The 24065-nt window shown below is 63.1% G+C and carries 16 protein-coding genes; 7 read left to right on the top strand and 9 right to left on the bottom strand.

Annotated features, from left to right (window positions below; all coding sequences use genetic code 11):
• The 4 genes from VF515_05275 to VF515_05260 form a co-directional block, all read left to right on the top strand.
• Positions 1 to 477 (top strand): hypothetical protein (locus VF515_05275; GenBank protein HEX7407047.1); only part of this gene is annotated, 477 nt, incomplete at its 5' end.
• Positions 478 to 512: 35 nt separating this feature from the next.
• The gene (locus VF515_05270) at positions 513 to 1643 is read left to right on the top strand and encodes a radical SAM protein (GenBank protein ID HEX7407046.1); all 1131 of its coding nucleotides are present in this window, start codon (positions 513 to 515) and stop codon (positions 1641 to 1643) included.
• A 13-nt stretch (positions 1644 to 1656) separates the two neighbouring features.
• Positions 1657 to 2814, top strand: a complete 1158-nt coding sequence (locus VF515_05265) for a radical SAM protein (protein HEX7407045.1) — start codon at positions 1657 to 1659, stop codon at positions 2812 to 2814.
• Positions 2726 to 3721 carry a glycosyltransferase family 2 protein gene (locus tag VF515_05260; GenBank protein HEX7407044.1) on the top strand — a complete coding sequence of 332 codons (996 nt, stop codon included), beginning with the start codon at positions 2726 to 2728 and terminating at the stop codon, positions 3719 to 3721. The genes VF515_05265 and VF515_05260 overlap by 89 nt, the downstream gene beginning before the upstream one ends.
• 137 nt (positions 3722 to 3858) lie before the next feature.
• On the opposite strand, the gene clpB is transcribed toward VF515_05260, so the two are convergent.
• A complete protein-coding gene (clpB, locus tag VF515_05255; GenBank protein HEX7407043.1) occupies positions 3859 to 6480 on the bottom strand; it encodes an ATP-dependent chaperone ClpB in 2622 nt (873 codons plus the stop codon).
• 18 nt (positions 6481 to 6498) lie between these two features.
• A complete protein-coding gene (locus tag VF515_05250) occupies positions 6499 to 7194 on the bottom strand; it encodes a rhomboid family intramembrane serine protease (protein HEX7407042.1) in 696 nt (231 codons plus the stop codon).
• 189 nt (positions 7195 to 7383) lie between these two features.
• Between VF515_05250 and VF515_05245 the strand changes: the two genes are divergently transcribed.
• Positions 7384 to 7725, top strand: coding sequence for a zf-TFIIB domain-containing protein (locus VF515_05245; protein HEX7407041.1), 342 nt, complete (start codon positions 7384 to 7386; stop codon positions 7723 to 7725).
• Positions 7726 to 7785: 60 nt separating this feature from the next.
• On the opposite strand, the gene VF515_05240 is transcribed toward VF515_05245, so the two are convergent.
• The 4 genes from VF515_05240 to VF515_05225 all read right to left on the bottom strand — a co-directional run bounded on the left by VF515_05240 (position 7786) and on the right by VF515_05225 (position 14628).
• The gene (locus VF515_05240) at positions 7786 to 9084 is read right to left on the bottom strand and encodes a DUF1329 domain-containing protein (protein ID HEX7407040.1); all 1299 of its coding nucleotides are present in this window, start codon (positions 9082 to 9084) and stop codon (positions 7786 to 7788) included.
• A gap of 28 nt (positions 9085 to 9112) precedes the next feature.
• On the bottom strand, positions 9113 to 11629 hold the full coding sequence (locus VF515_05235) for an MMPL family transporter (protein ID HEX7407039.1): 2517 nt from the start codon (positions 11627 to 11629) through the stop codon (positions 9113 to 9115).
• Positions 11630 to 11656: 27 nt separating this feature from the next.
• Positions 11657 to 12673, bottom strand: a complete 1017-nt coding sequence (locus VF515_05230; GenBank protein HEX7407038.1) for a YCF48-related protein — start codon at positions 12671 to 12673, stop codon at positions 11657 to 11659.
• A gap of 89 nt (positions 12674 to 12762) precedes the next feature.
• Positions 12763 to 14628, bottom strand: coding sequence for a DUF1302 family protein (locus VF515_05225; protein HEX7407037.1), 1866 nt, complete (start codon positions 14626 to 14628; stop codon positions 12763 to 12765).
• Positions 14629 to 14758: 130 nt separating this feature from the next.
• Between VF515_05225 and VF515_05220 the strand changes: the two genes are divergently transcribed.
• Positions 14759 to 16051: a hypothetical protein gene (locus tag VF515_05220; GenBank protein ID HEX7407036.1), complete on the top strand. Its 1293-nt coding sequence runs from the start codon at positions 14759 to 14761 to the stop codon at positions 16049 to 16051.
• Positions 16052 to 16303: 252 nt separating this feature from the next.
• Positions 16304 to 17092 (top strand): HAMP domain-containing sensor histidine kinase, encoded by a 789-nt coding sequence (locus tag VF515_05215; GenBank protein HEX7407035.1) that lies wholly within the window; start codon positions 16304 to 16306, stop codon positions 17090 to 17092.
• Here VF515_05215 and VF515_05210 read toward each other — a convergent pair.
• Genes VF515_05210 through VF515_05200 form a run of 3 tightly spaced genes read right to left on the bottom strand, consistent with a single transcriptional unit; the run spans position 17085 to position 24047 of the window.
• Positions 17085 to 22682 carry a carboxyl transferase domain-containing protein gene (locus VF515_05210; protein HEX7407034.1) on the bottom strand — a complete coding sequence of 1866 codons (5598 nt, stop codon included), beginning with the start codon at positions 22680 to 22682 and terminating at the stop codon, positions 17085 to 17087. The two genes, VF515_05215 and VF515_05210, sit on opposite strands and share 8 nt — an antisense overlap.
• Complete coding sequence (locus tag VF515_05205) at positions 22679 to 23320, bottom strand: 4'-phosphopantetheinyl transferase superfamily protein (GenBank protein ID HEX7407033.1); 642 nt, start codon at positions 23318 to 23320, stop codon at positions 22679 to 22681. The genes VF515_05210 and VF515_05205 overlap by 4 nt, the downstream gene beginning before the upstream one ends.
• Positions 23310 to 24047 (bottom strand): lysophospholipid acyltransferase family protein, encoded by a 738-nt coding sequence (locus VF515_05200; GenBank protein ID HEX7407032.1) that lies wholly within the window; start codon positions 24045 to 24047, stop codon positions 23310 to 23312. The genes VF515_05205 and VF515_05200 overlap by 11 nt, the downstream gene beginning before the upstream one ends.
• Between the last annotated feature and the right edge of the window lie 18 nt (positions 24048 to 24065).

Below are 24065 nucleotides of genomic sequence, written 5' to 3'. Positions count from 1 at the left end.
GTGGGTGGGGGAGTCGTGAACCTTGTGCTGAACGGGATCATTGCTTGGGCGTTGTTCCGGCACCTGGTCGCCGTACCGCTGTGGGGCCAGGAAAGTATCGCCGGAGATACGTTTGCGACCTGCTTCCTGCTGCCGTTCATCACCTGTCTGATCGTGACCGGCCTGGCACGACGCGAAGTGGCTCGCGGCCGCTTCCCGGCACCGGATTGGCGCCGCGCGTCACACCCGATCCTCGGGCGACTACCGGCCGGCCGATTCCTCCGCGGGGTTGCCTTCGGCGCGGCGTGTCTTGTCCTCTTCGCACCCCTGACTGTCGTGTTCCTGTCGGCCGCCGGTTTTCACCAGGTACACTTCTGGCCTTTCGTCATCTTCAAGGCCATCTACGCCGGTCTCCTCGGCGCCGTGGTTACGCCAATCATCGCCCTGTGTGCACTCGGCGACCTCACCTCCCAGGCGGTGCCGAACCGCGCCGCCTGAAACGCAGCGCCATCCCACAGCCGGTGCTTCGCCGTATGCGACCATCCAACAACAGCGTTTCGTCAGGGAGAATCAGAAAGGCTTTCCAGGCGATCCGGTTTGTTCGTGGCGTCTTGACGGGCGACAGTGCTGGGGCAGGCCCGTTTTACGTCACCATTGACGTGACGCAGCGCTGCAATCTCCGCTGTCTCGGTTGTCGGTTCCATTCTCCCGAGATGAAGTCCGAGTCGGACGGTGGGGGCATGCAAGACATGCCGTATGAGCTGGTCCTCCGGCTTTGTGACCAACTGAGATCGCTGGGTGCGTGGCGGCTCGTTTTGATTGGCGAGGGCGAACCCCTGTTACATCCACGCATCATCGACATCATCTCCGCCGCAAAGGCCGCCGGGCTGGAGGTGTTCCTGGTCACCAACGGGACCTTGCTGGATGAGAAAATGGCCTGCTCGCTGGTGGCTTCGGGGCTCGACAAGATCCAGGTCAGCCTGTGGGCCAGTGCCCCCGACGATTACCAACGGAATCATCCGGGAACTCCTGCCACGATGTTCGACAGGGTGGTCCGCGGCGTGCAACTCCTCTCCTCGCAGAAATCGGCACAGGGGAAAAAGCGGCCGCGCGTCGTCTTGCATCACCCCATCAATCGTCACGACTTCCAGAAAGTCGAGCGCTTCGCGGAACTGGCCCTGGCGACGGCCTGTGATGGCATTTCCTTTTCTCCGTTGTTCACCCATCGCGGGAAATTTGGTGCGCATGCGCTGACGGCGGACGAGGAGGTTTCGTTCCGCCGCTCCCTCGGGCATCTGCGGACGTGGCTGCGCGGGCGACCGCTGCAGCACAACATTGATGACTTGATGCGCCGCTATGACGCCGGAAGCACGGTCTGGAACGCATTCCCCTGCTACATCGGATGGATCGATGCGCGCGTCAAACCGAACGGCGACGTTGCGCCGTGCAATCCTTGCGATCTGGCGATGGGGAACCTTCATGTCAACTCGCTTCAGGAGATTTGGAACGGCCCCGCCTACCGCGAGTTCCGCCGGCGGACGCTGACCCGCGAGGGGCTCAAGGACCTCGCGGCGCGCTGCGATTGCGAGTTCTGTTGCCATCTGACTGCCAACCGTCGGCTGCATCCCGTGTTTCGCACGCTTGCACCTTTCATGCACCGGTGAAATGAGACGTGTCGTGCGAACGAACTTCATGACCCTCGCGGGGCAGGCCGTGGGAGCGCTGATCACGCGACGCCTGCGGATCTACGCGGATCGCATCCCCTACGACTTCGAACGGCTGCCGCTCAAGAAGCTAGTCAACGCCTGCCTGGTGGAAGCCTCCGTTCACTTCAAGCCGTCGCACCCGTGGGGTTGGCCCACGCACCTGATGGTGGAGCCCTCCGCCCACTGTAACCTCTCCTGTACCCTCTGCCCGGTGACGACGGGTCTGGACCGACCGCAGGGGCATATGGAGTTTCAGACATTCAAGAAGGTCCTTGATGAGGTCGGGGAGTACATTTTCACCCTCCTGCTCTGGGACTGGGGCGAGCCATTCATGAACCCGGCCATCTTCGACATGATCGCCTACGCCGGGCAGAAAGGGATCCGAACCATCTCCAGCACCAACGGGCACCTGTTCGCCAGGCAGGAGAAGGCCGACAAGGTTATTAGGTCCGGCCTCGACACGCTCATCTTCGCCGTGGATGGAATCACCCAAGAGAGCTACGAGCATTTCCGGCAAGGGGGCGAACTCGAATTGGCTCTAGAGGGAATCCGGACAGTCGTGGCGCGGAAAAAGGTACTTGGGTACAAGAAGCCGTTCATCAACTTCCGCTTCATCGTCATGCGGCACAACGAGCACGAGATTCCGCAGCTCGAGGAGCTGGCGCGGTCCCTCGGGGTGGACGCCTTGACCCTGAAGACGCTCAACCCGTGCTCACAGGACCCCTACGCCGCCGACGAAGAGGGGCAGAAGCACGGCGATTACCTGCCGCTGGATCGCCGGTTTTGGCGCTTCAAGGGAGACGCGATGGACTCGCGCATCCGCCGCAAGCGCAACCCGTGTAAGCATCCCTGGTATCATCCCAGCATCCACTGGAATGGGGTCGTCTGCTCCTGCACCTACGACCCGCGGGAGAAATACCCGCTGGGCGATCTGCGCGAAAAAACTTTCCGCGAGATCTGGTCCGACGAGCCCTACCGCCGCCTGCGGCGCCAGTTCCGCGAGGGCTGGAACCAGATCCCGCTCTGCCGCGAATGCAGCTATGCATACGAGGGCGGCGATTGCAGCCGCGAGACCATCGCCGAGGCCTTCTTCTTCCCCAGGCCGGCGTTGCCATTGCACAATGAGTGAGGCCCAACCCCGTCCGGATGTCTCCGTCGTGATCGCCTCTTTCAACGAGAGGAACGCCATTGAAAGGTGTTTGGCTTCGTTGGAGAAGCAGGAGACGAGCAGACATTTCGAAGTCATCCTGATCGACAGTTCCACCGATGGCACCGACGCCGTGGCGCGGCGGTTTCGGTTTGTGCGCCTGCGGCATTTCGCAGAACGGAAATACTGCGGAGACGCACGCAACCAGGGGCTCGTCCTGGCCCGAGCGGACATCATCGCTTTTCTGGATGCCGACTGCTTCGTCGAGAGCGACTGGATCGAGCAGATTGTTCGGGCGCATCAATCGCCCTATTGGGCGGTGGGAGGCGTCATCGAAAACGGCACGCCGGAGAGCCTGCTGGCGTGGGCCTATTATTTCTGCGAGTTCAATCTTTGGCTGCCTCGACCGACAAGCTGTGAAATCCCCCAAATGGCTGGGTGTGGCCTGTCCATCAAGCGCCGCGCCTTCGAACAATACGGACCGTTCCTGAAGGGCACGTATTGCTCGGATACGGTTTTCCATTGGCGGATGGCGGAGGATGGCCACCCGGTCCTCTTCGTTCCCGGCATTCGAGTCTTCCACACGGCCCGGCACGACTTGGGAGAATTTCTACGGCACGTCGTTGAACATCGTCGATGCTTCGCCACCGTCACGGCACAGGAAAAGAAGTTCTCAATTCGGAAACGCGTTACCGCGGCGCTCGCTGCTGGATTCCTACCGTTGCTCTTGTTCTCCGTGATCGCCTGGCGTGTAGTTCGATCGAGGGTCCATCTCCGTCCCTTTGTTCTTTCGTCTCCCCTTGTTCTCCTGGGGCTGACGGCACGCGCCTGGGGCGAATTCCTGGGATATACGAAGGGCAGGCCGGCGGCGAATGGGATGCCGGGATGATTACGCCCGGGCAGGCAGATGGGGGTCGTCAAGCCTGGGAAACATGACTTGGAAATAATGGATCTTGTGCATGGCCGTGAATCGCGCTCGTGAGTCTTGCTCGGACAATACCGAATCACACATCCCGCATCACGACATCACGCCGCTTCGGCTACCGGCTGACTGGTAACGCGCAGGGCGCCGCCTTGGTAGTCCACCACCACGCGGGTGCTATCGTGGATCTCGCCCGCGACGATCTTGCGGCCGAGGTTGGTTTCCAGCTCCTTCTGCAGCAGCCGCTTCAGCGGACGGGCGCCGTAGACCGGGTCGTATCCGGCGTGCGCAAAATGCTCGAGCGCGGCGTCGGTCAGCTCGATTTCGATCTTGCGCTCCGCCAGACGCGCCCGCAGGCGGCCGAGCTGGATGGCGATAATCTGCTTCAGCTGCTCGCGGGTCAGGCTGTGGAACACGACCATCTCATCGACGCGGTTGAGGAACTCCGGCCGGAAGTGTTGGCGCAACGCCTCCAGGACCTCCGCCTTCATACGCTCGTAGGACTCCGGGTCGTCGCCGCCGCGGTAGCTCAGGATGAGTTGGCTGCCGATGTTGGACGTCATGATGACCACGGCGTTCTTGAAGTCCACCGTACGCCCATGGCCGTCCGTCAACCGTCCGTCGTCGAGGATCTGCAGCATGACGTTGAAGACGTCGTGGTGTGCCTTTTCGATCTCGTCGAACAGGATGACCGAGTACGGCCGGCGCCGTACCGCTTCGGTCAATTGGCCGCCTTCCTCGTACCCCACGTACCCAGGCGGTGCGCCGATCAAGCGTGCCACGGTGTGCTTCTCCATGTACTCGGACATGTCGACGCGCACGACCGCGGCCTCGTCGTCGAACAAGAACTCGGCCAAGGCTCGGCCGAGCTCGGTCTTACCCACGCCGGTGGGACCGAGGAAGATGAACGATCCGATCGGACGATTCGGGTCCTTGATGCCGGCACGCGCGCGAATGACCGCATCGGCCACCGCGGTAACCGCTTCGTCCTGCCCGACGACACGCTTGTGCAGCTGCTCCTCGAGATGCAGGAGCTTCTGCATCTCCCCTTCCAGGAGCTTGGTCACGGGGATACGGGTCCAACGGGCGACCACCTGAGCGACGTCGTCCTCGTCGACCTCTTCTTTGATCAGCCGTGTGCCGCCTTCCTTCTTGGCCAGCTCCTGCTCCTCGCCTGCCAGTTGGCGCTCCAGTTGCGCCAGGGTGCCATATTTCAGCTCGGCGACGCGGTTCAAATCGTACAGACGTTCGGCCTTGTCGATCTCGACCTTGGTCTCCTCAATGCGCCGGCGCAGCTCGCCCAGTCGCCCGATGGCGCCCTTCTCCAATTCCCAGCGAGCCCGCAAGGCATCGGCATCGCCCCGCAGTTCACTCAGTTCCTTCTCGAGCTTCTCCAGGCGGGAGCGAGAGGCCTTGTCGGTTTCCTTCTTCAACGCCTGGCGTTCGATCTCCAGCTGCATGACGCGCCGTGACACCTCATCCAGATCGGTCGGCATGGAATCGATCTCGGTGCGCAGCTTGGCGGCCGCCTCGTCGACCAGGTCGATCGCCTTGTCGGGCAAAAAGCGGTCGGTGATGTAGCGCTGCGACAGCACAGCGGCCGTCACCAGGGCGCTGTCCTTGATGCGCACGCCATGATGCACCTCGTAGCGCTCACGCAGACCCCGCAGAATCGAGATGGTATCCTCGACCGACGGCTGGTCCACCAGGACGGGCTGGAAGCGCCGCTCCAAGGCCGCATCCTTCTCGATGTGCTTGCGGTACTCGTCGAGGGTCGTGGCGCCGATGCAGTGCAGCTCGCCGCGAGCCAGCATGGGTTTGAGCAGGTTGCTGGCGTCCATCGCGCCCTCGGCCGCGCCGGCGCCGACGACGGTGTGCAGCTCGTCGATGAACAAGATGACTTCGCCCCCGGCATCCTGTACTTCCTTGAGCACGGCTTTCAGGCGCTCTTCGAATTCGCCACGGAACTTGGCCCCGGCAATGAGGGCTCCCATGTCGAGAGCAACGACGCGGCGGTCTTTCAGCCCCTCCGGCACGTCCTTGCGCACGATGCGTTGCGCCAACCCCTCGACGATCGCGGTCTTGCCGACACCGGGCTCGCCGATGAGCACGGGGTTGTTCTTGGTGCGCCGCGACAGCACCTGGATGACGCGCCGGATCTCCTCGTCGCGGCCGATGACGGGATCCAGCTTGCCCTGGGCAGCAAGCTTGGTCAGCTCGCGCCCGTAACGCTCCAAGGCTTGGTAGGTCGCCTCGGGGGTCGGGCTGGTCACGCGCTGGCCGCCTCGGATCTTCTGCAGCGCGGCCATGAGCGACTCGCGGGACACGCCCTGATCGCTCAGCAGCTTCGCAGTCCGCCCACCCTCATCGATGATGGCCAGCAGCAGGTGCTCGAGGCTGACGTACTCGTCCTTCAGGGTGGCAGCTTCCTCTTCCGCGCGGGTGAGCGTCCGATTGAGCTGCGGGGTGACGTAGATTTGTTCAGGGGCGCCGGTGGGACCGCTGACCTGCGGCAGGCGGTCGAGTTCTTGGCTGATGCGCTGTTTGAGGGCTCCCACATTGGCCCCAGCCGCCTCCAAGATGGCAGGCGCGAGACCGTCCGCTTGCTCCAGCATGGCCAGGAGGAGATGTTCCACATCCACTCCCTGGTGGCTCCGGCGCGTGGCCATCGATTGGGCCTGGTGCAAGGCAGCCTGTGACTTTTCGGTAAAGCGACTAATATTCATACGCGCGAAACATAATCATCAATCGCCCCAAGGCAAGTCTGCTGGCGGCATCCGGCGTCGAGACGTCGTGCGGGCCAGCAGCGGCGCCACGATCATTCCAAAGACGAAACCGCCAATGTGCGCCCACCACGCAACGCCGCCCGCAACCCGCCCCGCGGCTGACACGGTCACAAGGCCGTATAAAATCTGCATCACAAACCAGAACAGGAGGAAGACCACGGCCGGGATTTCGACGATCTGGAAGAAGAAGAATATCGGCACCAGCGTCACCACACGCGCGGTCGGGAAGAAGAGGAAGTAGGCCCCCGTGACCCCGGCGATCGCGCCGCTGGCCCCGATCATCGGATATGTCGAGGTGGGCAAGGCGTACGCCTGAGCCATACCGGCGGCCGCCCCGCTGAGCAGGTAGAAAATCAGGTAACGGGCGTGCCCCAGGCGATCCTCCACGTTGTCGCCAAATATGTAGAGGAAGAGCATGTTGCCCAGCAGGTGCAGCCAGCCGCTGTGCAGAAACATGCTGCTGAGCAGAACGCCGAGGCCGGCGACGGAGAGGGTATGCAACCGCGCCGGGACCAGTCCGAAAGCGTAGATGAAGTGGCTGAGATCTGGGCCGAGGCTCAGCTCGTACAGGAAGCACACCCCGTTCAAAACGATGAGCGTCACGTTCACGAACGGGAATCGTGCCGACGGAATCGTGTCGCGTAGCGGGATCATGCCGGAACCCCGCAGCCAGCCGGGGCTTCTGCGTCGGCCCGATTTGGGCGCGTCAGCCTGCGCGCGGTCCGCATTTCAACGTGCACCATAGCCAGGGAAGGGTGCGTTGACAAACCAGATCCGGCGCAGCTACGGTGATGGTATGAGGGCTGGGCGCCGCCAACAGCCGCTGGAGCGAGGAGCGAAACGATGGCCACAAATGAGAAAGATCGCCTCGGGGACAAGCTGCGCGATGTCGAACGGGCGCGGGAAGATGTCTATTTCGCCGAGCGCGACCGGGAGATGGTGGCGAAGCTGCGCCATGTGAAAGAGAGCGAAACGGAAGCCGTACTCAAGCAAGCGGCGCACATGCGCTGTCCGAAGTGCGGCGAGCGTCTCCACGAGCGCAGCCTCCACGGCGTAGAGGTCAAGGAATGCACCGCCTGCCGCGGCATGTGGCTCGACCAAGGCGCGCTGGAAAAGATCGGGCAGCGCGAGAACGACGGCTGGATCGCCCGCTGGCTGCGAACGGAATTCCCCGAAACCACGTAATCGGGAATCGTGCTCGCTGACGAGGCGCAGCCGAGCACGATTCTCGATTACGATTTACGGCTAGTCCGACATGTGCGTCAGGTGATGCAGCGTGAAGTAGTCGTCGTCGAATTTCGTCTCGATGAACTGTGAGCTGTAGCGACCGCCTATCCCGGAACGATTCGTCTTGTCGTTCACGCCGACCACCATGTTCGGCGTCACCGCCGTATCACCGGCCGCGTTTTTCGACCAGTGGTAAGCGCACATGGCGTTGTAAAAGTACTCGCCGGCACGGTTGTGCACCATCTTCCACCAGATGCGGTACATTTCCTTGTCCATATACATGACGACTTTGCCGAAGTTGTAGTAGGGATCTTCGGACTCACCTTCGATGATCCACACCGGCCGGGGGACCATCTGCAGGTTATCGACGATGAGCCATGGCGCCCCCTTGGCTCCGGGAGTCTCGTACGCCGCCTTGAAATAGGGGATGTCCACTTCCCAGCGGGTCGGGTTGACCTGCTTCTGCACCAGGGGATACGGACTGAGCACCGCGGCCAGCACATTTCCTTCACCGACCAGCTTCCACTTGTAGTACTCGACCTTGCCGCTGTAGCAGTTCACGTCGTCCCCAAAGATGTCGAGACCGGCAACGGGGTCAGAGCGCGTGGCGGAATTGACCCGGCGGACCCGACGCGTCGCGGGCAGGTAGAACCAGATCTGGTCTTGTGAGGTCCAGTCATTGGGCCGTTTGGTCAACCCCGCGGCGCCATCAACGTCCTGCGGCTCGAGCAGGTCCGTCATGGTAGTGTCGCGCAGGTTCTCCGGATTGGGGATGGGACCGGCGGAGCGGCCGAGGAAGGAGTTCGTGTGCAGAAACAGCTTGAGGCGTTTGAATTCCCCACTGCTGTCCACGCCGTTGATGGTGAAGGTTGCGCCTTGACCATTTCCCATCTGATTGGCGGCAGAGAAGTTCCACGCCATCTTGCACGCGGCATTGGGGTCTTTGGGATCGATCTTCGGAAACGGATACCCGAAATAGAAGTCCGGCATCTTGCCGGTCTTGACGTCCTTCAAGCCACAGTACTTGGTTTCGATGTCGTACTTGCCGGCATTGGCCTCGCTGGCGTCCCAGAACTTCTTCGAGTAATTCTGGTGGAACTTCTCCGGGTCCACGGGCACGACCTTGTACGAGTAGTCGCCACTCTTCACCCGGTTCAAGATGACCTCGGGAAGCAGATCCTTACCGAGCTGCCAATTGTTGCTGTCGAGGACCCAGGGTTTGCTCTCGTCCGCGCCGGCCGCACCGCTGAACAACAGCGTGCCGGCTACCACACAGGAGACCCATACAGACAGAGCGCACTTCGTGATTTTCATCATGCAACCTCCATATTCGTCCAACCGTCCGTCAACTTGCCGCCGCCAGTTCCTGCACTACCGCTTTCGGTTTGCGGTTCACCAGGAAGCCGGGACGGAGCGCCTTCACAAACGCCGGCACCACGACCAAGCCTCCGAGGGTGTTGAAGGTCATCAGCAACGCCAGCAAGAACCCCATTTCGGCCTGGAATTTCAGATCGGAAAGCCAGAAGAAGATCGTGCCGGCAACCATGGTGGTGGCAGTGAAAATGATCGCCTTGCCGGTCGTCGCCGTGGCGTAGTCCACGGCCTCATCGAGCTTGCCGATCTCGTCGTAGGTGTCGATCATCCGACTGAAATGATAAATCCCGTAGTCCACCCCGACACCGGCCCCAGCAGCGGCGATCGGCAGGGAATTGACGTTGAGGTCGATGTGGATCAGCACCATCAGCGCTTCGGCCGCAAGCTGCGAGAGAATCACCGGGATCATCAGTATCCCGGCCGCGTACCATGAGCCGTAGGTGAGGTAGAGGCAGAAGGTCACGACGAAATAGATGAGGCCGAGGTTGATCCAGTAAGAGCTCTCGACCGCCTGATTGACCGCGGCCAGGATGCCGAACAGGCCGCCCGCATAGCGGAACCGGACTTCGCCGCCGGTGTACCGGTCGGCGAACTCCTTGGCATGGGCAATCGAGTTCATGATGATGTCGTGCGAGTAGTCGCGGAACAGCGTGATCACCGAGCCGTACCGGCCGCTGCTGTCCAGAAACATGTTGAGCGAGTTCGCCGCCGCATTTTGCTGGAACTGGTAGATGACCTGGCTGATCTCCTTGGGATTGACCGGCACCAGCGCCCACTTCGGGTCGCCGTCGTGCTGCAGCCCTTCGAGCTGCTTGACGATATCCACGATCGTAATCGTCCGGCTGGCACCCCTGACCGACTGCATGTGATCGGCCATTTCATCGACGGCGGTGAGTGCGCCCTCGCCCTTCATCCCGTCGGGCCTCATGCCGTCCGCGATCAAGATCAGCTGACTGGCCCCCAAAAACTTCTCGTTCAGCTTCTTGTAGGCAACATTGTACGGATGATCTGGAAAAAGGAGCGCCGCGCCGGGAGTCATGTCGCCGACTTTGAGTGTCCACCCCCATATCGGCAGAACGAGGTACAGAGCCACCGTGATCCCAATCACCACCCAACGCCGTGAGCCTTCGCTGGCGTTGATGACGAGTTGTGTGACGGCGGGATATATCCGCTCCGAATAGGTCAGCCAGTACCATCCAATGATCGGCGTAATGGCCAGAAAGGCCCATCGCCCATCGACCAGAGCCATCCAGCTGACCACCACAGCCGCAGCAATGATCCCGCCGAGCACTGCCGTTGCGGTTCCGACACTCAGCGGTCCCGTGCTCTGCTGTGCGTGTGCGTCCGGTGGCGGCGGGGGGTTGATGTAGGAAAGGATGATCGGATGCAGGGTCACGACGCTGATGAACATCGACACAACCCAGAAGCTGGCGAAGATCGCCACTTTCTGGATCAAAGGAATCGGCGCCACCGCAACGATCAGCAGGCCGACGCCATCGGCAACGATCGAAGCGATGGCCGGTGGAAAGAGGTGCGAGTACGACACCACGATTGCCTGATGCTTGTCCCGCAACCGGTAGAACTCTTCATGGTAGCGGTCCATCGACTGCACCGAATGGCTGAGTGCCCGCGCGGTCAGGAAGATCGGGATGACCAGCACAAGGGGGTCGACACTGAATCCGAGCAGCGCGGCGATCGCCAGCCCCCAAATACTCGACAGAATGCCGGAGAAGATGGGCACCCAAATGCCTGTCCAGGTGCGGAAGTACGCGTAGAGCAGAAACCCGAGCGCCACGAAGGTGAACCCAAAAACGAACTTCAGCTGTTGTGCGTACTGCAGCACGGAGGTGTACAGCCACGGGAAGCCAGTAATATAGATGGTGTGATTCGCGTCTTCCTCGGCCCGCTTCAGCTCCATCATCCGGTCATGCAGGTACTGAAAATCCAGCGCCTCTTCCCAGAATCCGGTGTTGACCACGGCGGCGGTATCGTCGTGGGACACGTAGACTCCGCGAATGTTGGGGTTGGCATAGACGGCAAAGCGGACTCGCTCCGCGTCCTCCTGGGTTTTCGGTACCCCGGGGTAGAAAACGGGGCGGACCTGCACCGATCCCTGTGTCACCGTGGCGCTGTTCACCGCCGGGTGGGCGATGGAGAGGATCTGGTACGGCACCACCCCCTTGGTGTTGATCATGAACTTGGTGATGCGATCGAGTTTTTGCAGGGTCTCGGGGTTGTAGATGTCGCCCTTCTTCACCTCGAGAATCACGTTCATGACGTTCGCGGTGCCAAACATGCGCCGGAACTCGTTGTAAAACTGGATGTACGGGTGACGCCGGGGATAGAAATCGAAAAAGTCGGTGTGCAGCCGCAGGTCCTTCATTGAGTACGCGAAGAACGCCGTCATGACGGCAACCAGGATCGCCACCCCGCGACGATTCCGGAGTAGGAACCGCAGGTACGCTTCAATCCATCGCTGCGGAATCATTCTGAGAAAAACCTCCTGACGGGATCGCTAGAAGCGCTCTTTCAACGGCGTGAACTTGTCGCGATCCGCCAGCAGGACCAAACCACCGGCACCGACAATGAAGCCGCGCCCATCAGGAAGCAGGCTCAACGCCCGCAGCCAACTGCTTCCCATCTGTACGGGCACTTTGACCAACTCCCAGGTCACCCCGGCGTCCTTACTGTTCAAGAGGAACCCACTGTTCCCGACCGCCCATCCGTACGCGCCACGCACGGCTACGTCGAAGAGAGAGAGCGAGAAGCCCCACGGCGTCTGGATCTCTTGCTTCTGCCAGGTGCTGCCGCCGTCGGACGTACGAAGGAGCGTGGATTCGAGCCCGACCGCCCATCCGCGCTGCTGATCAGCAAAGAAGACACTGAACAGCGTACTTTGCACCGGGCTGTCCTGCGAGTGCCAGGTCAGACCACCGTCGATCGACGCCAAGATGACGCCGAACTCGCCCACGACCCAGACATGCTCCGGATCAGCGAAGGAGATTCCGGAGAGCACTACGTCTCCCGGGTCAACCACCTCGGCCACATCGGGAGGCAACTTGATGTTCGTGGGGAGCGCGACATTGGTCCAGGTCGTGCCGCCGTCATCGGTCCACAGCAGCGTCCCGAAGTCACCCACAGCCAGACCACGCTTGGTATTCGCGAAGGCAATGCTCAGCAGCTGTCGCTTGGTGCCGCTGGTCTGTTTCTGCCACGTGGTGCCGCCATCGCCGGAGTGCCAGATCTGCCCCACCTGGCCGGCCGCCCACAATTGGGTCCTGTCCGGGCAGGTAATGCTGACCGCGGCGCGCTTCGTGCCCGAATCCTGTCGCTCCCAAGTCTTCGCACCATTCACCGTATGGAATGTCCGGCCGAGGTCCGCGATCACCCAGCCTTCTTGATCACTGACGAAGCAACTGGAGAAGAGATTTTGCCGGAGATCCGCTGCCCGCAACGGCTCGGCCACAGCGCCGTAACGAACACTACCTATTACCGCTGCGACCACGATGGCGAAAAGTACATGCCTCAGCATACGCCCTCTTTCAGTGCACACTCGGAGCCGAGATCACCCTTCGCCGTGAGTCTTGCGCTGCGGAGTCGCCGACACAATGACCAACATCATCAGATTACGTATTCGAAACGGAATTCGACGTTGTCACGGTCCTTCAGCAGGCTCACGCCGCTTCCGCCCTTGTACGTGTGGGCATCAATGATGGTGTAGTTGACCGTGAAGCGGTAGGGATCATGGCTGATCGTGAGAGCGGGCTGGTACAGAATGGCCCCGCCCCAATCGTAGAAGAACGTCACACCGGGATTGACCGTGCCGCTACGGTACGACGTCCCGATGAACAGCGTGTGCAGGAACTGGTCGGCGGGCTGCGTCACGAAAACTGGCCCAAGTCCTTTATAAGTGCTGCCCGCGTAGGTTGGGCCGTACGATGCCGTATTAACCGGCAGAACCTCCCGGTTCGGATTGATCTGACCGTTCGGAAGAAAGATGGGACCGCCAGGAGCAGCGCCATTGATATGCTTGTAGAAAAACTGCGTCGAGACGAGAAGCGTTTGGTTGGGGTTGATGGACCGAACCCACACGTTTGAATCGAGGCCGAGCACGGCATTGAGCGAATCGCGAGTCACCCGCCCGCCTGTCGTAGTCGGGTTGGGATTAGCTGATTTTCCGTTCAGCGGGTTGAAGATGAAGGGGTCGAGCTGCCCTTGGGTGAAGGCTGGTTCGTCCTTGAAATACGCGAACTCGGAACGCACGACGGTATAGAACCGAGGCACGGCAAAGGTTGTGGCTGCACCCGAAACCTGGACCTTCGGAGCCGTCTGGAACGCCCGCGTTGGGGCGCCGCAAATGAAGGGGTTCGTTGGATCGTTCCCTAGTTCGGGATGATTAACATCGATGGGACATGGTAGTCCGTCGTTGAAGGCAGCGAAGAGGCCTGGAGTCCTGCCGCCGGGCCCGCTGCCCGGGTGCGTGACAATCTGGAGCGCCGGCGTATCGAAGTACGTGTAGTAGTGCGCCAGGCTGAAGGTGGCGTCAAACGCGTTGAATTTCAGTTGAAATCCTCCACGTGCGTCACCGATGGTCCGTGCGGGCGCTTCGATGAAGGTTCGGGTGTTATTGTCCGGGGCACCCAAACTAGGCAGGGTCCAGGCCGAACCTGCCGGCGTACCCGGATCGAATCCGACTTTGTTGTCAACCGCCACGTACCCTTCCAGGTACATCTCGCTGATCGGACCGAAGTCCCCGATGTAGTAATTGGCGAGCGCCATATCGAGGGGAACGCGGCGCTCGTCCAGCGGGATCATGAAGCCGCCAAAACTATTGTCGATGGGATTGATATGATCCAACAATTGAAAACTGTCTGTCTCGCCCCAGGAGAGGACCTGCCGGCCCACCCGCCAGAACAAGTTACCCGTGTCGCCCTCGATATACGCCTGAAACAGCCGTTCCCGATCGGTCCCGAGCTGCCGTAGCTCGCGCCGTTTGCCGAGAACATCGACAAAGGCCTGGTTCTTCACAACGAAAAGAGGTGCCTTTGTTATTAGCGCCTTCTTAAATTCACTGGCGGTGCTGTACTCAGAGGGCCCCCAGTCATACAAGCCTTCTCCCTCGCCGCGGAAGGTAAGATGGTAAGCGAGACGCTTCACCTTGAACGGCAGATAGTCCGACAAGCCCACGGTCTTGACCATCCGAGTGAGATCGTGGTTGATCTCCGCTTCGATGAACAAACGGTTCTGCCTCAGGTGCCCCGCTGCCGAGTGTGGGAAAGTGCCTTTACTGAGCACAGTGTCCGCTGTATCGGGTGGTCCGTCCTGCGTAGTTTGTGTGCCGACGCGTGCGTTGACGTAGGTCCGTGCCTCGAATTTGATGGTCTCATCTTTGTCCAACGGAATCGCGGGAGCCTGCGCGCGCCAGAGTAGCAGTGTGCCAATGACCAACCCTAGGACCCGCCAAGACCACACTCCACTCCGTGCCATCAGGACCTCCTCTCCGACTCGACGTCGTCCGAATGATACAATAGGGACCGATTGGCGCCTGCGCTCCCATATGCGAGCCCCGATTCCATTGTCAAGCAATTTCTGCAGTGTGCGGCTTCGGCGAGGCGGAATGACACGCCTCGCAACCTGCGGGTGCGTGTCGCTGGTGGCAGTCGCCGGCATCCTCAGCACCGCGCTCGCATTGGGTGATCCTGCCGTACGGCTCAGCGAGGTTGTCCGTGTAGCGGGTAGCGACCTCGGGATGCTCGATGGTCACCGCCTCGATCAGCTGACGCTGGTCTCCTGCGTTCGGACCGCGTGCCGTGCAATCCCGTTTCAGATCGATGAGCGCGACGCCACCGGCAATTGGGTGCTCGACCAAGGGCCGGAGCCCAACGCCGGTCAAGCCTCCGGAGTGCTCGATCACAACGACCTCCTCCTTTTCATGGCCACCGACGCCGGCGATCAGGCGCGACGTGCCGATCTCCCGGGTTGGCCCGCCGTAGAGATTACGGTGCATGACCCGTTGTCGGGCACACCCCGTTGGGCATACCTGGTTGCGTTTCCGCACGCGGCCCCGCGCTCCGAGGTTTACTATGTCCGCTATGATCCTGCCACCGATCGCGTTCGCGGACGGCGAGTCAGCCTCGGGTTCAACAACGGCGTGCCCGACTATTTGGCGGTGGCAGGGCCAAGTGGTGACACACCGGACGGGCCGAACCTCCTGGATCGGCTCAAGGTGCGGGCAACGGCCACGTTCCTCTGGGGCCTGATCCGCTTCTCGCGCGACGAAAGCGATCTGCGCACCGAGTTCATTGCCTGGCGGCAAGGACCGATCCGGGTCATCCGGCGCCAGCGGCAATGGGTTCGAATCGGGTGGGGCATCCGCTCGCCGACCTTCGGATCCTATACCTATTTCTATCGCGACTTCGCCGAGCTACCGGTGAGTCTCCGGTTGAATTTTCCACCACGCTATTTCTTCGGCGGAATCGCCGTGCGCGTTGTCCTTGACTTCAGGGACCTCAGGGGCTGGTCGCTGTTGGCCCCGAGCTCGCCAGCGCCCATCGCCATCGACGGCACCATGACCAAAGAGAAAGCTGCCCTGAACGATTCCGCCGATTCATGGTTTGCGTTGCGGGGTTCACAGATAACCTTGGTGCAAACGATGGGCGTCAGCCCGTCTTTGGCAACCGTTCGCCACCGTCTCCTCTACGGGGAGAGCACGAAACCAAACCCGCCCGAAGTTGTGCCTGGTGAAGAGCCGGGAGTCGGTTTCCGCCTGGATCGATGGGAACAAGTCGGTGCGGGACTCCATCAGCTGGAATCCGTCAGCTATGCCCTGCCACCGGAGGTTGACGTGCGCGCCTTCATGGCTGCGCGCACCACACCTTTGCGGGTAACGGTTCAGCCGCCCCGCGATTGAAAAGATTTGTTCGACACGTCGCCCATACCTCGCCGTACTTCTTCTCGGGATGATCGGCGGAGGGTCGGCATGACGGCGGGCATAAGTTCGCTTGACAACTCGCCACCAACTGTACGAGCATCCCTATGGGTTCCGTCGGGACGGACAGCCAACAATGATGCGCGGTAGAGGGTGTGGATCGGAGTCCACGGTCGGGGATCACGGAAAGTCGTGCTGCCTTGACGGTGACCGAACAGAACGGGAGAGCCGCTGATGCCGACGCGACGGCGCGCGGAAACCGCAACCCCTGAGCTGTACAAGCTGGGCCGCGAGCGAGAGCGCTTGGCCGACATCGGCGCCATCGCCGCCCAGATCGTTCACGATCTCGGCAATCCCCTGGCGGGGCTGTCGATGCAGGCACAGCTGCTCCTCCGCCGCGTCCAGTCCGGCGAGGTGTCTCCCGCCGACGCGGTGCGCAAGCCAGCCGAGCAGATCCTTACAACCGTCCGCCGGCTCGAGGGGCTGGTGAAGGAGTTCATGGCCGCTGCCCGCGAACCGCGCTTGGAGCTGAACGCCGTCCATCTCCCACACTTGCTGCAGGAGGTGCTCGATTTCTGGCAACCGTTGGCCGGTGCCCGGACAATCGACATCAACATGATCACGGACGACGTGGGAGAGATCCGGGCAGACTCGGCACAGCTGCGGCGGGTGATCGAGAACCTCGTCAAGAACGCCATCGAAGCGATCGACTGCGGTCCGGGATGTGTCAGCATCCAGGTGAGCGTGCTGACCCCGGAAACCGTTCGCGTTTCCGTGGAGGATACCGGGCCAGGGATTTCCGACACGGTGGAACCGTTTCGGCTGTTTGAAACCACCAAAGCGGAAGGCACGGGCCTCGGCCTCGCCGTCGCCAAACAAATCGTCCTGGCCCATGGCGGTGGCATCCGCTTTACACACCGAAAGCCGCATGGGACCGTCTTCCATATCGACCTACCCCGCCAAGGCCCCCCAGAACCACGCGGGCAGGGAGATGATTACTCCGCCGACAACTACTTCATCTAGTCCCTCCGTCCAGAAGCCGGATCAGGTGCGGCCGTAGCTCGCTGGCGGGAATAATGCTCTGGAGCGAGCCCACGTCTCGGGCGCGCTCGACGGTATGCACCGCATCGAACTCGGCGGCCAGTTCTGCCCGCTTCTCAAGCATGACGATTTCCATTGTCCGCTCGAGGGCCTCGCGCGGCGCGCCGGTCATGCGGAGCCAGGCAATGCGTCGGTCGGCCGCCGCGCGCGCCCGCACCTCGCGCGGGAAGACCACCGCAGCTGCCGCGGAGCCGCCGATGACCGAGGCGTACGAGCCCTCCAGCGCCGCAGCGTACAGTTGGTCGTTGAGCGCCTGGGAGAACACCACGTAGGCCCCGCCGTGGTAGCGGGAGACCACCACGAACAGCAGCGGCCCCTGAAAGTTCACCACCGCGCGCGCAATCTCGGCGCCGTACTCGAGCTGCAGCTTGCGCATGGATTCCGGTGAGCCGTCGAAGCCAGACAAATTTGCCAGGATCACCACCGGCCGATTGCCGCTGGCAGCATTCAACGCACGCGCCACTTTCTTCGACGACAGCGGGAACAGTGTGCCGCCGCTCCAGGTGGCGGGCCCGTCCAGCGGCCGGTAGCCCTCGCGCGGCAGGTTCTGGCTTTCGATTCCGATCAGGCAGACGGGATGCCCGCCGAGGTGCGCATCCCAAACGATCGCCATCTCCGCACCGGTCATCGCCCGCCAGCGCTCGAGCTGGCCGCCGTCTTGATCGATCAAGGCCCGCATCAGCGCACGCATCGCAAACGGCCGCTTGCGTCCCGGGTTGATACCGTCGTTGAAGACGTCCCCCACCGTGCGAAACTCCTGGCCGTCCTGTGGATCGAACGGCATCTCCGTCACGGGGCGACCTGTCTGATCGGTGGTCGCCCATGGCCGCGGCCCATGCTCGCCCGGAACCACATACGTGTAACCGTAGTGCTGGTAGAGGATGCGGTAGGCGTCGACCAGGCTATGGGCGTAATACTGCGCCTCCCCATTGGGCCCCATGATCCGCTCGAAGCCGCCGATCGCGACTTCGTCCTCCGCAGAGACCGCCCCGGAGGCTTCCAGCGCCGCACGGCCGGTCAGGACCATCGAGGCACCCGGGGTCATGATCAGCACGCCACGCGTGTGCATGAGCATCGTGCTGAGTGCGTTGAAGTAGCTCTGCGCACCGACGTTCACGCCATGCACGATCACGTGGATGACACCGCCCGCCTGCGTGAAGGTGACAATGCGGCGCACCACGCGTGCCGTCGCGTCCAAATTCTCCGTCCCGCTGTCCATTGCAATGCGCGCGCCGCTCGACACCGGCAACCACTCCACAGGGAGCCGTAAGCGCTCGGCGAGATCAATGGCAGCTACGATGCGGTCGCACTCTTCCTTGCCGAGCGCGCCCATGCCGACTGTGGGATCGGAAAGAAGCAGCACCCGCCGCATGCCCTCGGGCACCTTGTCGATCGGCGTCGAGATGATCCCGAAAACTACCGAGCCGGTGTTCAGTCCGTACGGCCGACCGGTGACACTGACGGCCGCCACAGGCACGGCGGTCTGGTCAAGGTCATACTCTTCGAACCTACCGCTCGGTAAGTCCCCAGCCGTCGTATCGTAGCGCCCGTTTCCACCCGAACCGCCAGTCAGCAGACGCAGGATTTCGTACGGGTAGATCACCCCGCGCCGCCGGGCCTCCGCCACCTTGCGCTCGTAGTCGCTCGCTGGCCGCAGCGGCTCCCGATGCGGCTCGCGCCACGTAGTCGCTATGCGGCTGCCGGTGGGATCGGCGATGACGATCTCAACCGTGCGTGCGCGCTCGCCCAGGACATGGCGATCGATCACCGGCAAGCGCACGACAACCTTCTCCAATCCGAGGTGCCGCGTGGCCGGGGCCAAACGGCGCGCCATGCGCTCGACCGTCGCCGCATCGAGCGAGACCTCGGGTGCAACGAACAGCGCGATCCGGTTCCAGTGCAAGCGCCGCCGCTGATCGCGCGTCCCCAGGATTGCGCGTAGTGCCCGGGTGGCCGCATCGAAGGCGCGCTCGAACGTCGCCACCTGGAGGAACGCGTCCGGCTCGTCCTCGAGCGGTCCCCGCACGTCGGCCAGGACGAAGACCCGCTCGTCGCCTGGTACCTCACGGCTTCGACCATAGAAACTGTAGATGTCCTCCGAGCTGTCGAGGCGTTCAAGATCGAAGCGGGCGAGGCGGTCGAGATCAATGCGAGCCGCCGTCTCTGGGTGTATGCCGTGGAGATCGCGCCGCTCCACCACACCCTGCGGTGATGCGACAAACGTCCGGTGTACCATGGCTGCGCCGGGTGTCAGCAGGGTCACCGTCAAACGGCGCGCTGGCAGGGAGGACAGCAGGGCGATCTCCGAGAACGCGTCCGGTTCGTCAGGCCCAGGGCTCTTACCATGGCCGGTCTCTGCGTCGACCAGGGCCTGCAGGACAGGCGCAATCACGATCAGCTCGATCGCCTCCAGCGGTAGTGTCTCGCGGGATGCCCAGTCACACAGCCGCTCGAGCGTCTGACGGACGGCCTCGCGGTCGCACGCGCCGCCGACGATGACGCGGGCGTCGGGGAACTCGATCCGTTGCACCGCAGCCTGGCGTCGAGGCGGCGCCACGCCTGCCAGAGGAACGCTCGCAGGGTACAGTCGCCGCAAGGTGGCCATCACGGCCACGGCGCGGCGGCGCGGATCGGTATCGTCGAACCACCCCTCCACGCGAGCGAAGACGGCGCGCGGCGCGGCGGCAAGCTGGCGCAGCACGGCTTCGGGCGGCTCGCGGAAAGAAGCCTCTGCCCCCGTGAGCCAGGCGGACAGTGGCTGTCCCCGGCGGGCGTGTTGGCGCTCGAGTGTCGGGGCTTCGAAGATGACATGCTGCGCTTCAATCGCAGCGTCGGCCAAGGCATCGGGCACCTGCCCGCGCATGCGCGCTATGCGCGCCAGCGCCTTTGCCAGCGCACGGTCATCGTCGAGCGCAACGCCAGAGCGCGCCAGTGCAACCACGCGGCGCATGACGCCCATCACCAGGCGGTGGCGCAACTCGGACGCACGCTGCGACGCCAGCAACCGCAGCAAGGCACGCTGCAGGACATCGCTCGGAGAAAGATCCGGAACCCCGTAATGCCGTAGCGCCTTCCGTAACAGCGCCAGAAAGCCTTCGGCTAGACCCGCGCCGCCCGCCCGCAGGCGGCGGACAAAGGTGCGCAGCCGCGCCTCGTTTGACGGCCGCAGCACGCCCGATGCGGCCAGACGTGGGGTGCGAATGAACAGCTGCTCAATGTCCGCGAATGCGGTCAACTCGTTCCGAATCTCCGCCAGCTCGCGCCGGAAGGTCTCGGACAACCCGTCCGGCAGCGCGGCGTCGAGCAGGGACAAGAGCAGCTCGCCGCGGTGAGCGTCGGCGTCGTAACCAAGCAGGAGACTCCGGATTTCCTCGCGCTCGGCGGCGACAGCGGCGTGCCGGGCTGCCGCCTCCGCACAATCAACTGCCCGAAAGTCCGGCGTCTGTGGCGGCTCGCCCGCGTCCAGCGGGAAGAACAGCGCGAGCGGGTCGGGATAGTCAGGCAGCCGCAACTGCGCACCGGGTTCGTCGGTGGCCGTGTCCGCGGTGGGATCGATCACCAGCAGCACGTCGCCGGCCGCCACCTGCTCGCCTTGGCGCACGCGGACCTCCTTGACCACCCCAGCTACCGGTGCGTGCACGGCGAGCTCCATCTTCATCGCTTCCAGCAGGCCGATCGGCTGCCCCGCCGCCACCGGGTCACCGGGTCGAACGTGCAGCGCAATCACCAGCGCCGGCGTGCCCGCACAAACCTGGCCGGCGGTTTGCCTTCCGAAACGGTGCGGGCGTCCCTCGACCTCCACCCGCACACTGGCCTCGCTGACGTCGTACAGCACCCGCAGTCTCTGTGCGCCCAGCACCAGTCGCGCCGCATGCGGGCTGTCTTCACGCAGCGTAGCGGTGACGGCACGCCCATCGAGACAAACACGATAGCGCCAGGCGCCGAGGGCAAACACCTGCAGCTGGTATGGCTCACCGCTGTATCGGAGGTCGATTTGCTGCCCGCTTGACGGCGGCACACGCCACAGCAGGAGATTCGCCGTGTCGGCGTAGAAATTCAACCGCGCCGCATGGCGGGCTTGTTGGTAGGCTAAAATTGCGGCCACCATCAGCGCCTCGACCGCAAACTGGTCACGCGCCCGTACGGCGGCCCAGCGCTCGAGCCACGTGGTATCGATCTTCCCGGCACAGAACTCCGGCGCGGCGAGGAGATCGAGGAGATAGCCCTTGTTGGTGGCGCCGCCAGCAATCACCAGCTCGAGGTCGCTGAGCGCGCACACCAGCCGCACCCGCGCTTCCTCCCGCGTGTCACCGGTGGCAATGACCTTGGCAACCAGCGAATCGAAATCGGCGGGGATGATGCTGCCCGCCACAACGCCGGTATCCACCCGCACCGCCGGGGCGAGCGGCGGATCGAAACGGACGACACGCCCGGGAGCGGGAAGAAAACCGGCATCCGGATCTTCCGCGCACACACGCGCCTCGATGGCCACGCCGCGGCACGGCGGCGCCACCGCTGGCAGCGGCTCACCACGCGCGATACGAATCTGCAGCTGCACCAGGTCGATTCCCGTGGTGGCTTCCGTGATCCCATGCTCGACCTGGAGCCGCGGGTTGACCTCGAGAAAATAAAACCCCGCCGCGGTCACGAGAAACTCGACGGTGCCGACGCCGCAATACCCGACGAGCATGGCCAAGTGCACCGCCGCCGCTTCCAACCTCTCCAGTTCCGCCGACGACAGGCCCGATGGTGGCGCCTCTTCGATTACCTTCTGATGGCGGCGCTGTACCGAGCAGTCGCGGCACCCGAGCGCGAGCACGCGACCGTATGCATCGCCGGCGATCTGGACTTCGATATGACGGCCACCCACAATACGTCGTTCGAGAAACAGTCGGCCGTCACCAAAGGCAGCATGGGATTCTGCCGTGGCGGCTTGAAAGGCCGGCGCGAGTTCGGCCTCGGCGGTGACCATGCGAATGCCGCGTCCTCCACCCCCGGCCACGGCTTTGATGACTAGCGGGTAGCCCAAATCGCGAGCATGCAGCAGAGCCGTATCCGCGTCCGCAGCTTCGCCACCGCTCCAGGCGGCCACCGGGATACCGGCGCGCTGCGCCAACCGCTTGGCGGCGATCTTATCGCCGATCTTTCGTATGGTGGCGCCGCTCGGCCCCAGAAACCGCAGGCCCTCGCCCACCACACGATCGGCAAAGTCGGGATCCTCTGCCACGAAACCCCATCCCGGCCACACGGCGTCCGCTCCGCCCCGTCGCAGCGCATCCATGACCCGGTCGTGATCGAGGTAGGCACCGACGCCACCGCCGCGTGTCGGCAACGCGACCGCCACGTCGGCGTGCCGGACAAAAGGCGCATCACGGTCGATCTCGGTGTATAATGCGAGTGCCCTCAGCGTGCTCCGCTCCGCGGCCCGCAGCGCCTTGACCGCACGCAGACAGCGCATCGCGGCCTCGCCACGATTGACGATGCCAAGGCAGTGGATCGGACCACGCGTCACGCCGCGCTCCATCGAAGAGAATCCACGGCGGCAAAGGCCACGAAGCGACCGTGGTGCGACAATGACAAATCGATCGGCACCGGCTCTCCATTTCGCCGCAGCCGCGGTATCCGCGCCTCGCGCACGACGCTCAGTTCTCCGGGGGCCACACCCAGCGCCGCTGCGATCGCAGCAATCGCCATGCGCCGCACAGCGCTGCTGGGAGACTCGGCGCTTGCCTCCGCCACCCCTGCCAGCAGCCGCCGGCTCTGCCCGCGATGGCACGTCGCAATGACGTGGAGTGCCTCAGCGTCTGCGATTGCACGGAAGGATACGCATCGGTTACCACGCACGACGGTTCCGGTTGTCGACCCGTCACCGTCTACCTCGCCAAGAAAGCGGACATCAGCGCGAGCCACACGATCCAGTTGCACGACAAACCGGGACGGTGCAAACCCGAGGTTAGGATCGAGCTTACGTAACAGCTTGTAGGCGCTCTCTTTCGCGGCCCAAAGGGTCCAGCGCATGCGTACCGGCGCCGAGCTAGTCTGGATCAGGCACAGTTCACTGGGGCTGAACACCCGGCGGTCGAACCGCGGGTGAGTTCTCCCTGGCTGGCAGTCCTGATCCGCGAGATCGACCACGTCGTTACCGACCATCGAAGTACTGCCGCTCCATATCCGCCAGCTCTTCTACAATGCGCCGTGTGATTTCGCGATCGCCGCGGAGGCCGTTGACCGCAGATGTCGGCGCAATGAGCCGCACCGCAACACCAAAGCGCTCGTTGTGCGCCGGCAGGTCCGAAAAGTCTGTTTGGTGGGCGCCGCGCAGATACACGCAGAGCACCCGGCAGCCCGGTAGCTCACGAACGATGCGCCCGACCCCATACGCGGCGCGCTCGATGTCGACGCGGCCCGTCCGGCTCCGGCCACCTTCCGGAAAGATCAGACCGACATGGCCGTTCGCCAACACCGCAATGAACGAGTGCACCACCTGCATCACCTCGGTGCGCGGCCCACCGCGGGTCACCGGGAGACACTTCATGATGTAAGCCAGCATCCGCGCCAGCAGTGAGCGGGCAAAGTTGTTCCGCTCCGGCATGTTCCACGGCAGGGCCGAGAAGTGCCGCACGTACCACCACGGAGACCCGAGCGCCCAGGCGATGATGGCGGAGTCAATCATCGTCAGGTGGTTTGCACAGATCAGCAACGGCCCGTCGACTTCACGCCAGATGCGCCGGTACGCGCGCCGGGTGTCGGCCAACCGCTCGATACGGTAGCCGAACCACAAGCGCAGCAGCCCGCCCAGTACGGGGATCCACACCGGCCCGAGGACGCGACCGATCTCCCGCTGCAGCACGAGGGCGAGCCGCCGGCGCCGGGGCACGACCGGCTCGTCAGGAAG

It is taken from the genome of Candidatus Binatia bacterium (genome assembly GCA_036382395.1).
Taxonomy (GTDB): Bacteria; Desulfobacterota; Binatia; order HRBIN30; family HRBIN30; genus JAGDMS01.
This window is presented reverse-complemented; position numbering and strand designations above follow the sequence as displayed.